This window comes from Cupriavidus sp. OTU4054 (assembly GCF_038440175.1).
Classification (GTDB): Bacteria; Pseudomonadota; Gammaproteobacteria; order Burkholderiales; family Burkholderiaceae; genus Cupriavidus; species Cupriavidus pauculus_D.
This window is the reverse complement of record NZ_JASATF010000001.1, coordinates 237,255-249,989: the sequence shown is the minus strand read 5'-3', so window position 1 is coordinate 249,989 and position 12,735 is coordinate 237,255. Positions and strand designations below refer to the sequence as shown.

At 67.6% G+C, this 12,735-nt stretch carries 12 protein-coding genes; 6 read left to right on the top strand and 6 right to left on the bottom strand.

The annotated features are described in order from the left end of the window. Positions 1-2 precede the first annotated feature (2 nt). From gsiD to AAHB16_RS01140, 6 genes are all read left to right on the top strand, one after another. The gene (gene gsiD, locus AAHB16_RS01165; RefSeq protein WP_150372003.1) at positions 3-926 is read left to right on the top strand and encodes a glutathione ABC transporter permease GsiD; all 924 of its coding nucleotides are present in this window, start codon (positions 3-5) and stop codon (positions 924-926) included. 6 nt (positions 927-932) lie between these two features. Further along, on the top strand, positions 933-1,976 hold the full coding sequence (locus AAHB16_RS01160) for a DmpA family aminopeptidase (protein ID WP_342049832.1): 1,044 nt from the start codon (positions 933-935) through the stop codon (positions 1,974-1,976). Between the two features lie 10 nt (positions 1,977-1,986). Continuing rightward, a complete protein-coding gene (locus AAHB16_RS01155) occupies positions 1,987-2,814 on the top strand; it encodes a M55 family metallopeptidase (RefSeq protein ID WP_150372001.1) in 828 nt (275 codons plus the stop codon). Between the two features lie 55 nt (positions 2,815-2,869). After that, a complete protein-coding gene (locus tag AAHB16_RS01150) occupies positions 2,870-3,706 on the top strand; it encodes a hypothetical protein (RefSeq protein WP_342049831.1) in 837 nt (278 codons plus the stop codon). A gap of 85 nt (positions 3,707-3,791) precedes the next feature. After that, positions 3,792-4,877, top strand: coding sequence for a M14 family metallopeptidase (locus AAHB16_RS01145; RefSeq protein WP_150371999.1), 1,086 nt, complete (start codon positions 3,792-3,794; stop codon positions 4,875-4,877). Positions 4,878-4,906: 29 nt separating this feature from the next. Beyond that, the gene (locus AAHB16_RS01140; protein ID WP_150371998.1) at positions 4,907-5,656 is read left to right on the top strand and encodes a sulfite exporter TauE/SafE family protein; all 750 of its coding nucleotides are present in this window, start codon (positions 4,907-4,909) and stop codon (positions 5,654-5,656) included. Here the strand turns inward: AAHB16_RS01140 and AAHB16_RS01135 are convergent. Genes AAHB16_RS01135 through AAHB16_RS01110 form a run of 6 tightly spaced genes read right to left on the bottom strand, consistent with a single transcriptional unit; the run spans position 5,643 to position 12,735 of the window. Next, complete coding sequence (locus AAHB16_RS01135) at positions 5,643-7,097, bottom strand: mannitol dehydrogenase family protein (RefSeq protein ID WP_342049830.1); 1,455 nt, start codon at positions 7,095-7,097, stop codon at positions 5,643-5,645. The genes AAHB16_RS01140 and AAHB16_RS01135 overlap by 14 nt on opposite strands. A gap of 6 nt (positions 7,098-7,103) precedes the next feature. Further along, a complete protein-coding gene (manD, locus tag AAHB16_RS01130; protein ID WP_342049829.1) occupies positions 7,104-8,315 on the bottom strand; it encodes a D-mannonate dehydratase ManD in 1,212 nt (403 codons plus the stop codon). Between the two features lie 27 nt (positions 8,316-8,342). Then, positions 8,343-9,890 carry a UxaA family hydrolase gene (locus AAHB16_RS01125; RefSeq protein WP_342049828.1) on the bottom strand — a complete coding sequence of 516 codons (1,548 nt, stop codon included), beginning with the start codon at positions 9,888-9,890 and terminating at the stop codon, positions 8,343-8,345. Between the two features lie 4 nt (positions 9,891-9,894). After that, positions 9,895-10,650, bottom strand: a complete 756-nt coding sequence (locus tag AAHB16_RS01120; RefSeq protein WP_150371994.1) for an SDR family oxidoreductase — start codon at positions 10,648-10,650, stop codon at positions 9,895-9,897. Positions 10,651-10,694: 44 nt separating this feature from the next. Then, on the bottom strand, positions 10,695-12,098 hold the full coding sequence (locus AAHB16_RS01115; protein ID WP_342049827.1) for a TRAP transporter large permease: 1,404 nt from the start codon (positions 12,096-12,098) through the stop codon (positions 10,695-10,697). Between the two features lie 16 nt (positions 12,099-12,114). Beyond that, positions 12,115-12,735 (bottom strand): TRAP transporter small permease, encoded by a 621-nt coding sequence (locus AAHB16_RS01110; RefSeq protein WP_150371992.1) that lies wholly within the window; start codon positions 12,733-12,735, stop codon positions 12,115-12,117.

Sequence of the window (12,735 nt, the reverse complement as noted above, 5' to 3'; positions counted from 1 at the left end):
GCATGTCTGATATCTCTACGCCAGCCAGTTCCGGTTCGCACGAAGCGGCCACCGTCAATCCGTTTTCGCGCGAGCGCGTGCGCACGCCGTGGACCGAGTTCTGGCGCAAGTTCCGCAAGCAGCATCTGGCCATCGCCGCCGGGGCGTTCGTGCTGATGCTCGTCGTCATCGCGGTGCTGGCGCCGTATATCGTGCCGTACGACCCGGAGAACTACTTCGACTACGACTCGCTGAACGCGGGGCCGTCGGTCGCGCACTGGATGGGCGTCGACTCGCTCGGCCGCGATATCTTCAGCCGCATCATCGCGGGCACGCGTATCTCGCTGGCCGCGGGCTTCTTCTCGGTGATCATCGGTGCGATCATCGGCACCGTGCTGGGCCTGCTGGCCGGCTACTACGAAGGCTGGTGGGACCGCATCGTGACGCGGATCTCGGACGTGCTGTTCGCGTTCCCGGGCATTCTGCTCGCCATCGGCATCGTGGCCATTCTCGGCAACGGCATGACCAACGTGATCTTCGCGGTCGCGGTGTTCAGCATTCCGGCGTTCGCGCGGCTCGTGCGCGGCAACACGCTGATGCTCAAGCAGCTGACGTACGTGGAGGCCGCGCGCAGTATCGGCGCGTCCGACTGGACCATCCTGATGCGGCATATCCTGCCGGGCACCGTGTCGTCGATCGTCGTCTACTTCTCGATGCGTATCGGCACGTCGATCATCACGGCCGCGGGCCTGTCGTTCCTGGGTCTGGGCGCGCAGCCGCCGACCCCGGAATGGGGCGCGATGCTCAACGAGGCGCGGGCCGACATGGTGACCGCGCCGCATGTGGCGATCTTCCCGAGCGTGGCGATCTTCCTGACCGTGCTGGCGTTCAACCTGCTCGGCGACGGCCTGCGCGACGCGCTGGATCCGAAGATCGATCGTCGCTGATCGGTGATGACCCTTTCGAACCCGCCGCGCATCGGGCCACTGCCTTCGGGGCCGCGCGATGCGATCACCGATGTGGCCGGCGTGACCGTCGGCCACTGCACGCTTGCGCACGATGCCTGCCAGACCGGGGTGACGGTCGTGCGGCCGCATGGCGGCAACGTCTATACCGACAAGGTGCCCGCCGCGGCGTCGGTGCTCAACGGCTTTGGCAAGAGCATCGGCCTCGTGCAGGTGGACGAGCTCGGCGTGCTGGAGACGCCGATCGCGCTGACCAATACGTTCTCCGTGGGGGCGGTGGCGCAGGCGCAGATCCGCGCGGCGATTGCCGACAATCCCGAGATCGGCCGCGCGTGGCCCACCGTCAATCCGCTCGTGTTCGAGTGCAATGACGGGTACCTGAACGATATCCAGGCGATGGTGGTCGCGGGCGACCACTATGCGCGCGCGCTGAGTGGGGCCGGTGCCGATGTGGCGCAGGGCGCGATCGGCGCGGGGCGCGGGATGTCGTCGTTTGGGGTGAAGGGGGGAATCGGCACGGCCTCGCGCGTGGTGTCGTGCGCTGGCCGGCACGATGGCGAACGGTACACCGTCGGCGCGCTCGTGTTGTCCAACTTCGGCACGCCGGAGTCGCTGATACTCGCTGGCGAACACGTGGGCGCGCGGCTGGCCGCGAAGCTGGCCGAACAGACGGCGGCGCCGGAGAAGGGCTCGATCATCATGGTCGTTGCCACCGACGCGCCGCTCGATGCGCGGCAGCTGCGGCGTTTGTCGCTGCGTGCCGGCGCGGGCCTTGCGCGCACGGGTTCGGTGTTCGGGCATGGCTCGGGGGATATCGCGTTCGCGTTTTCCACGGCCTACACGGTGCCGCATGGCACCGACGCGCCAATGCCGGCCGTTGCCATGCTCCACGAGTCGCGGCTCGATCCATTGTTCCGCGCGGCCGCCGACAGCGTCGAGCAGGCCATTGTCCATGCACTGTGGCACGCCGAAGCCGTGACCGGCCGCGACGGCCATCGCCGCGCCGCATTGCGAGAGATGCTCGCATTTTGAACCGTAGACCATGAAGATTCTGATTTCGGCCGATATCGAGGGCGTGGCCGGCGTATTCCATCCCGAACAGACGCGGGCCGGCAACGGCGAGTACGAACGCGCGCGTGCGTGGATGACGGCCGAGGCCAACGCCGCCGCGCAGGGCGCTTTCGCCGGCGGCGCGACCGCGGTCATCGTCAACGATTCGCATGGCGGCTTCCGCAACCTGCTGCCCGATCAGCTCGATCCGCGCGTGCAGCTCGTGCTCGGCAAGCCGCGGTACCTCAGTATGATGGCCGGCGTCGAGCAGGATTGCGATGGCGTGTTCATGATCGGCTATCACGGCCGCGCGCAGAGCCGCGGCGTGCTCGCGCATACGATCAACAGCGGTGCGTTCGCGCGGGTCTGGCTCAACGGGCTCGAGCTCGGCGAGGCGGGCATCTACGCGGCGCTGGCCGGCGAGTTCGATGTGCCCGTGCTGCTGGCGAGCGGCGATGACGTGTTCGTCAACGAGACGCGGCCGCTGATGCCATGGGTGCGGTACGTGGAAACCAAGCAGGCGGGCGGGCAGGGCAGCGGTACGTCGCTGTCGCCGGCCGGTGCGCGGCAGGCGATTGCCGAGGCCGCCGAAGCCGCCACGCGGCTGGCCATCGAGCGGCCCGAGGCGCGCTGCCTCGAGCTCACGGGACCGATCAAGGTGCGGTTGCAGACCATGACCCCCGCGCATGCGGACCTGTTCTGCCAGTGGCCCGTGCTTGAACGCCTGGAGGGCGACCTGCTCGCGTTCCAGGCGGATTCGGTGCAGTCGGCCGTGCGGATGCTGAACTCGCTGTCGGCGATGTCGTTCATGCTGAAGTAGCCGCGGGGCGGCGGCAGGCGATAATGTCGCCTGCTTCGACCCGCCGCATTCGATCATGACCGTCCCCGACGGCTGGACGCCGGTCCGCAAGGACTTTGTCGATCCCGCCAATACCCGCTGCCATGCGCGCTCGCCGCTGGGCGGCCGCCACCATGGTTTTCCGGAAGGCCACGCGTATATCCTGCGCGACGCCGCGGGGCACGAGTATCCGTTTGGCGCCGATTGCGCGCGGGCGGTGTTGACCGAGCCGTCGTGGCTCGAGACCGTGCCCGACTACACCGAGCGCGATATGCCGGCCGCGTCCGCAACTGCCGCCTCGCTCCCGGACGATTCGTTCGAGGGGACCGACGGGACCGACGTGGGCCTGCGGCCCGCGGCCCGCGCGCCGCGCGCGGCGGGCACGGGGCGTGGCGATCGCGGCGGCGGCCAAGGCGGCGGTGGCAAAGGCGACGCCATCGACAAGGAAGCCACCCGCAAGCTCGCCCGCCGCAATGCCGCCACGCGCTATGTCGTCCTGCGCATGGAAAAGGTCGCCGGGGTGCCGCGCGTGCAGCCGACCGTCAGGTTTCCGGCGCTGGACGACATCTACCGCCAGATCGCGCGCGGCGAGCCGCTTTCCGACGCGCAGGTGACGCGCGTGCTCGGCATCGAGCGCAGTCCCAGCACGCCGCCCCGGCTCAAGGCCGAGAACCTGCTCGATGTCTATACCGCGCATGTCAAGCTCGAACGCCTGATTGCGGAATCGAACAGCGTCGAGAACATCCGTTTTCTGCGCGGCGTGCATGACTGGCTTGCCAGACATCTGGTGCTGTCGTCCGCCCAGATCGCCGCGGCGGGCATCGTCATGCATCCGCACGCGTTCCGCACTGGACTGGCCGCGGAACGCTTCTGACCCGGCGGGGTGGAAAGACGCGCCGAAAAGGCGTCTAATCGCAGCATCGTCCTCCGGACTCCGGCCCCCCAGGCCCCTTGCCGCCATGCGAGCTGCCGACTGTTTCGCGCCGAGCTATGCCGTTGCGCGCCAGAAGTTCCTCGATGCCGCGCGCAATGCCGGCGCCGCGCTGACCGAATTCCCCCATCCCACCGAACTGGGCCGCGACGACGAGCCGCTGGCCATCGACGTGGCGCTCGTGGGCGCGGCCGACGCCCCGCATTGCCTGATGGTCACCTCGGGCATCCACGGCGCCGAAGGCTATTGCGGCGCCGGCGCGCAGGTCGCGCTGCTGCGCGACACCACGCTGCATGCCGCCTGCGCGGAGGCGCGCGTGGCGCTGCTGCTCGTGCACGCGGTGAATCCGTATGGCTTCTCGCATCTGCGGCGCGTCAACGAGGACAATGTCGACCTGAACCGCAACTTCATGGATTTCGACCAGCCGCTGCCCGCGAACGCGGCCTACGCCGAGGTCGCGCCCCTGCTGTTGCCGGAGCAATGGCCGCCGTCGCAGGCCGACCATGCCGCGCTCATGCAGGCGATTGCGGCGCGCGGCATGGCCTGGTACCAGGCCGCGGTGAGCGCGGGCCAGTATCAGGATCCCGATGGCATGTTCTTCGGCGGCACGCGCGCGACATGGAGCAACTACACGCTGCGCCGCATCCTCGCGCGCTTCGGTTCCGGGCGCGAGTCGTTCAGATGGATCGACATCCATACGGGTCTCGGCCCGCGCGGCTATGGCGAGCCCATCTACATGGGCCCCGACGATGCGGCGCAACTGGCGCGCACGCAGCAGGTCTGGGGCAGCGGGGTGACGTCGATGTACGACGGGTCGTCCACGTCCGCCCACCTGAGCGGCGTGGCGTGGCTTGCGTTACCGCAGACACTGGGCCCGCTTGCCTCGCTCGACTATGCGGGCATCGCGCTCGAGTTCGGCACGCTGCCGATCGCGGAGGTGCTGGAGGCCCTGCGCGGGGATCACTGGCTGCACCGGCATCCCGATGCCGACGAGAACCAGCGCGCGCTGATCAGGCACGCGATCTGGCAGGCGTTCTATATCGATAGCGACGACTGGCGCGAAGGCGTGGTCGCACAGGTGACGGACGCGGTGGAAAAAGGTATCGTGCGCTGACGAGACAACAACGCATAACAACGAGAGACATGTCTATCGACACCACGCTGCTGCTGATCGCACTGGGCGCGATCGTGGCGGGCTTTGTACAGGGACTTTCGGGATTCGCATTCGGCATGGTGGCCATGTCGTTCTGGGCCTGGGCCGTGGAACCCAGGCTCGCCGCGGCGATGTCGGTGTTCGGCGCGCTGACGGGCCAGCTGCTCGCGGCATTCACGGTCCGGCGCAAGTTTCATTGGGCGGCGTTGCTGCCGTTCCTGCTCGGCGGCGTGCTGGGCATTCCGGTCGGCGTGATACTGCTGCCGATGCTCAACGTCCACTGGTTCAAGATCCTGCTCGGCACCGTGCTCGTGATCTGGTGCCCGATCATGCTGTTCTCGGCGAACATGCCGCGCATCACGCGCGGCGGCCGCTTTGCCGACGGCGTTGCGGGCTGGCTCGGCGGCATCATGGGCGGCATCGGCGGCATCACGGGCATGATCCCGACGCTCTGGTGCACGCTGCGCGGGTTCGAGAAGGACACACAGCGCACGATCATCCAGAACTTCAACCTCGGCGCGCTGATCGTCACGATGGCCATCTATGTCGGCACGGGCATCGTGACGGCCGACATGCTGCCGAAGTTCGCGATCGTCGCACCGGCCATGCTGATTCCCGCGTTTCTGGGCACGCGCGTGTACCTCGGCATCAGCGACATCGCGTTCCGTCGCATCGTGCTGTCGCTGCTGACGCTGTCGGGCGTGGCCATGCTGGCGGCGGCGGTGCCTAAGGTGCTTTGAGGATACCGGCGAGCGCGACAAGCGTGCCTTGCGCACGCAGTCGCCCGAGTTGCCGCCCCACCGCGTCGACGAACACCGCCGACGTGCCCAGCGCGCCAAACACCGGGGCAAAGCCGGTGATCGCCCGCACATCGCTCGCCAGCGGCCGCAACAGGTCGGCCATCGGATCCTCGATCGGATACGCTTCCCCGCGTTCATCGTAGCCGCGCAGGAAGTGGATCCACGCGGCCACGCCGAGCGCGAGGCGATCGAACGGTTCGCCGCGCGCGAGGCGTTCGGCGATCGGTGCCAGCAGTCGCTGCGGGATCTTCTGCGAACCATCCATGGCAATCTGCCGTGTGCGATGCCCAAGCGCGGGGTTCTCGAAGCGCGGCAGCAGGCTTTCGCGATACGCATCGACATCGAGCCCGGGCAGCAGGGGCAGCGTCGGCTGCAGCTCGTGGCGCATCGCATCGTCGATAAAGGCGCGCAGGCCAGGCTGGGCGATCACGCGATCGGTGGTCGGCCAGCCCGCCATCACGCCGAAGTAGGCCATCATCGACTGGCTGCCGTTGACGAGCCGGTGCTTGAGCCGCTCGAACGGCTGCGCGTGGTCGACAAACTGCGCGCCACCGGCTTCCCAGCGCGGACGTCCCGCGGAAAAGCGGTCCTCGATGACCCATTGCAGGAACGGTTCGCCGACCACGGGCCAGGCATCGTGCAGCCCCAGGGCGTTCGATACCCGCGTGACGTCGTCTGCCGTGGTCTTCGGCACGATGCGATCGACCATGCTGTTCGGAAACGTGCAGTGCGTGGCAATCCAGTCGCGCAGGGCGGGGTCCACGCGTTTGGCAAACGCTAGCAGCACGCCTCGCAGCGTATCGCCGTTGCTCGCGAGGTTGTCGCACGACAGCAGCGTCACGGGCCCGAGACCGCGTTGCCGCCGGCGTTGCAGGCCCCGCGCGAGGTAGCCGAGCGCGGTCACCGGCGGCGCCGCGTTTGACAGATCGTGCGCGATGCCCGCATCCCGCGGGTTGAGCGCGCCCGTGGCCGGATCGTGGCAATAGCCCTTCTCGGTAATCGTCAGGCTGACGATGCGCGTGTCCGCATGCGCGAGCCGTTCGAGCACCGCCTCGGGGTCGTGGTCCGCGACGAGCACGTCGATCACCGCGCCGATCACGCGATGATCGACGCGGCCACCGTCGCGTATCGCCAGCGTATAAAGGCCGCCCTGCGGCATGAGCGCGTCATGCGTATCGGGCCGCCGCAGCGAGACGCCGACGATGCCCCAACGATGGCCATCGGGGTCCGCCTCGATCGCATCCTCTGTCACCACAGCCTGATGCGCGCGATGAAAGGCGCCGATGCCCAGATGCACGATGCCGCCGCGCAGCAAGTCTCGGCGATAACGCGGCCGCTGCACGCGCAGCGCTTCCAATTGGTTCGGACCGAGTCGTTCCATGCGCGCTCACCAGTGCCACAGCGTGCCGTCGTGCGCCAGCCGGTTCACCGGCAGATACGCCCGCTGGTACGGATACTTCGCGGCCAGCGCCTCGTCGATGGTCACGCCGTGGCCCGGCACATCGCCGGGATACATCATGCCGTTCTCGAACGTATACGCATGCGGGAACACCGCATCGGTCTCCTCGCTATGCCGCATATACTCCTGCACGCCGAAGTTCGGTACCCACAGATCGAAGTGCAGCGCCGCGCCCATGCAGACCGGCGACAGGTCGGTCGCGCCATGGCAGCCTGTGCGCACCTGGTACAGCGCGGCCAGGTCGGCGATGCGCCGCAGATGCGTGATGCCGCCCGCATGCACGACCGTCGCGCGGATATAGTCGATCAGTTGCGATTCGATCAGCGCCTTGCAGTCCCAGATGCTGCTGAACACCTCGCCCACGGCCAGCGGCGTGACCGTATGCTGGCGAATCAGACGGAACGCTTCCTGATCCTCGGCCGGTGTCGCATCCTCGATCCAGAACAGGCGGTACGGCTCCAGCGACTTGCCGAGCCGGCCCGCCTCGATGGGCGTGAGCCGATGATGCACGTCGTGCAGCAGATGCGTATCCCAGCCCACGGCCTCGCGCACGGCCTCGAACAGCTTCGGCGTATGGTCGAGGTAACGCTCGGTGCTCCAGTCGTGCTCCGACGGCAGATTGGCATCGGCAGGTTCGTAGAACATGCGGTCGCGCGACACGCCGTACACCTTGTTGAGCCCGGGCACGCCAGACTGCGCGCGAATCGCGCGGTAGCCCATCTCCTTGTAGCGCAGCACCTCGTCGACGGTGGAGGCGATATCGCTGCCGTTGGCATGGCCATACACCATCACGCCGGTCCGGCTCTTGCCACCGAGCAACTGATACAGCGGCAGGCCCGCGGCCTTGGCCTTGATATCCCACAGCGCGGTGTCCACGGCCGCGATCGCGGTCATCGTCACCGGTCCGCGCCGCCAGTACGCGCCGCGGTACAGGTATTGCCAGATGTCCTCGATCTGATGCGCGTCGCGGCCGATCAGGCACGGAATCACATGCTCCTCGAGGTAGGCCACGACCGCGAGCTCGCGACCATTGAGCGTGGCGTCGCCGATGCCATCGACGCCCTCGTCGGTCTCGATCTTGAGCGTCACGAAGTTGCGCCCCGGACTGCAGACGATGACGCGCGCGCCGGTGATCTTCATCCCTGTCTCCTGTCTTGACCTTATGGTTTACATCACGGCGCCGAGCGCCCACGGCACGAACTCGTTCTGCCCGTAGCCATGCAGCTCGCTGCGCGTCTTGTGGCCGGACGCGGTCTCGAGCATCAGCCGGAAGATCGCCTCGCCTTTCTGCGCGACCGTGCTCGCGCCATCGAGGATGTCGCCGCAGTTGATGTCGATGTCCTCGGCCTGTCGCGCGAACAGCGCATTGTTCGTGGACAGCTTGAGCGAAGGCGAGGGCGCGCACCCATAGGCCGAGCCCCGGCCCGTGGTGAAGCAGATCAGGTTGGCGCCGCCGGCCACCTGTCCCGTGGCGGAAACGGGGTCGTAGCCGGGCGTGTCCATGAACACGAGCCCCTGCGCTTGCACGGGCTGCGCGAACTCGTACACCTCGACGAGGTTGGTCGTGCCGCTCTTGGCCACCGCGCCGAGCGATTTCTCGAGGATCGTGGTCAGGCCGCCGGCCTTGTTGCCGGCCGACGGATTGTTGTCGAGATTGCCCGCGTTGCGCGCGCAGTAGTCCTCCCACCAGCGGATGCGCGCGAGCAGGCGTTCGGCAACGGCCGGCGATACCGCGCGGCGCGTGAGCAGATGCTCGGCCCCGTAGATCTCGGGTGTCTCGGACAGGATCGCGGTGCCGCCATGGCGGACGAGCAGATCGACGGCCGCGCCGAGCGCGGGATTGGCGGTGATGCCCGAATATCCGTCGGACCCTCCGCATTGCAGGCCCACGATCAGATGGCGCGCGGGCACGCGCTGGCGCGTGACGCGATTGGCATCGTCGAGCAGCGCCTGCACCACGCCCACACCACGCGCCACGGTCTTTGTCGTGCCGCCGGTGTCCTGGATATTGAAGCTGTGGAAGCGCGGCCCCGCCGCCAGATCGCCGAGCCCCGGTTCCGCGAGCAGCGCGTCGATCTGGTTGGTCTCGCAGCCCAGGCCGACCACGAGCACGGCGGCGAAGTTCGGATGCCGCGCATAGCCGGCCAGCGTGCGCCGCAGCACGCGCAGGTTCTCGCCATCGCTGTCGGTCGCGCAGCCCGCGCCGTGCGTGAGCGCGACCACGCCATCGATATTGGGATACTGCGCGAGCGCCTCCGGATGGATATCGCGGCGAAAGTGGTCGGCAATGGCGCGCGCGACCGTGGCCGAGCAGTTGACCGAGGTCAGTATGCCGATGTAGTTGCGCGTGGCCACGCGGCCATCCGCGCGCACGATGCCCTCGAACGTCGCCTTGTCCGTGGCGTAGTCGGTGGCGTGCACATCCGCGCCGGCCGCATGATCGCGCGCGAAGGTTCCCATCGCAAGGTTGTGCGTATGCACGTGCTGGCCCGGCGCGATATCCTGCCGCGCAAAGCCGATGACCTGGTTATAGCGGCGCACGGGCGCGCCGGCCGCGATCGCGCGCACGGCCACCTTGTGGCCGGCGGGAATCAGTCCCTGCACCGTCACGCCGTCTTCGGCGAGCACGGTACCGGCGATCAACTGGCGGCACGCGATGACGATATCGTCGTTCGCGTGCATGCGGACGGTGTTCGGAGCGGTGGGGGCGGTCATGGCGTCAGTTGGACCATCCGCCGTCGATGATCTGCGCGGTACCGGTCGTGAATGCCGATTCGTCGGCGGCGAGGTAGACCGCCAGCGCGGCAATCTCGGCCGCGGTGCCGATGCGGCCCATCGGCTGGCGCGCGACGAAGTCCGCTTCCACCTGCGCGAGGGACCGACCGCTGCGCCGCGACTGGTCGTCGATACGCTGCCGCAGCGAGGGCGACTCCACGGTGCCCGGGCAGATCGCGTTGCAGCGGATGCCGTGCGCGATGAAATCGGCCGCGACCGACTTGGTCATGCCGATCACGGCGGCCTTGCTGGCGCCGTAGACGAAGCGGTTCGGAGCGCCCTTGATGCTGCCGGCCACCGACGACATGTTGATGATCGACCCGCGCCGGCGCTCCACCATCGCGGGCAGGAACGCGCGCATCATGCGGTACATCGCGGTGACGTTGAGCGTCATCGAGAAATCGAAGGCGTCGGCATCGCAGTCGAGGATGTTGCCGTGGTGTACGTAGCCCGCGCCGTTGAAGAGAATATCGATCGCGCCGATCTCCGCGGCGGCCGCATCGACCGCGGCGGCGTCCGTCACGTCGAGCCGGCGCGCGGTGCATTGCGGCAGGCGGGCGAGTTCGGCCAGCGCTTCCGGGTTGATATCGGCCGCAATGACGCGCGCGCCTTCGCGCAGGAAGGCTTCCACGGTGGCGCGGCCGATGCCCTGGCCCGCGGCCGTGACGAGCGCGAGCTTCCCTGCCAGTCTCTGTGACATGCGAACTCCCTGAGGGGATGGAACGGTTATTGGGTGCCCACCGGCTATTTGGTGCCCACCATCTGTGGCAGCCACAGCGTGATCTGCGGCACGTAGGTGATGGCGATCAGCGTGAGGAACAGCGGCACGAGCCACGGCAGTATCGCCATCGTCGTGCGCTCCACCGACAGCTTCGCCACGCGCGCGAGCACGAACAGCACCATGCCGAGCGGCGGGTGGAGCAGGCCGATCATCAGGTTCAGCGTCATCACGAGTCCAAAGTGGATCGGATCGATGCCGAGCTTGAGCACGATCGGCAGCAGAATCGGCACGAGGATCGTGATGGCGGCAGTCGTGTCGATAAAGCAGCCCACGAGCAGAATCAGCAGGTTGGCCAGCAGCAGGAACACCCACTTGTTTTGCGTGAACCCGAGAATCGCGTCGGTCAGCATCTGCGCGGCCTGGCTCGTGGTCAGCAGCCACGCGAAGATCGATGCCGCGGTGACGATGAACAGCACCGATGCCGTGGTCTCGATCGTGTCGAGCGTGGCCTTGGTCAGCGCGCGCAGGCTCATCGAGCGGTAACGCACGAGCCCGAGGAACAGGGCCCAGATGACCGCGGCCACGGCGGCCTCGGTCGGCGTGAACCAGCCGAGCGTCATGCCGCCGATCAGGATCACGGGCGCCATCAGCGCCATCACGGCCGAGAAGTCGAAGTACCAGTCGAGCGCGAGGAGGATGACGAGCGCCGACAGCGCGGCCATGTTCGTCGAGACACCGGCCTGCGTCATCAGCCAGATGGCGAGCGGGAACGCGAGCACGACGACGATCTCGATGCTGGCCGAACCCAGCAGCTTCCACGAGAACGCCGTGTCGCCGCCCCAGCCGCGCCGGCGCGCGATCCACGCGACCGTGGCCATCATGAACAGCGTGAGGACGAGGCCCGGGACGATGCCGGCGAGGAACAGCGAGCCGATGGACACGTTGGCCATCATGCCGTAGATCACGAACGGCAGCGACGGCGGGATGATGGGTCCGAGCGTGGCCGAGGCGGCAGTCACACCGACCGCGAACTCCGTCTCGTAACCATGGTCCTTCATGGCCTTGATCTCGATGGTGCCGAGGCCGGCCGCGTCGGCGATGGCCGTGCCCGACATGCCCGAGAAGATCACGGAGCCGATGATGTTCACGTGCCCGAGGCCGCCGCGCATCCAGCCCACGAGCGCCACCGCGAAGTTGTAGATGCGGCCCGTGATGCCGGCCACGTTCATCAGGTTGCCGGCAAGGATGAAGAACGGCACCGCGAGCAGCGGAAAGCTTTCCACGCCCGCGATCATCCGCTGCGCAAGGATGACGTCGGGCACGGTGCCGCTGGTCCAGATATAGAGCAGCGACGCAAGGGCCATCGCCACGGCGACGGGCATGCCGACCAGCATCAGGGCGAGGAAGGACAGGATCAGGGTCCACATGGTGTGCGCTCCGCGGTCAGTCGTCGATGGCTTCGAAGGCCTGCGGCCGCTCGAGGATCGAGTAGCCGCGGCGCCAGTTCTCCCAGCTGACCTGGCAGGACCGCGCGAACATCAGGATGAAACCGGCGAGCGCGAACCAGTACACATGGCTCTTGTTCCATTCGATCGTCGTCATCGGCTCCTCGCCCACGATGCCGATGTAGCGCCAGACCAGCCAGGCCGCGTACGCGAAGAACGCGCTGCGCACGATATCGACGAGCGTGGACAGCACGCGCGCCGCGCCGTGCGGCAGGTAGCGGTAGAGCAGGTCCACCTGGATATGCCGGCAGCGGTGCATGCACATCGATGAACCGATGAAGACCACGCCGATCAGGCAGTACGTCGCCAGTTCCTCGGTCCAGGACAGCGAGTCGTTCATCACGTAGCGCGTGAAGAACTGCAGGAACACGAGCACCGTCATGATCCAGAACAGCCCGACGGTGAACCAGTCCTCGACCCCGTGCCCCGAGATATCGACCGGCTGCGCGTCGGCTTCCTCGAAGCTCTGGACGATGTCCTCCACCGAGGACATATGGGGGGAGGGGGCCGACGCCTCGTCGGGTGGCTTGCGTACCGCGTTGGATGCGTGCGTGGCCAT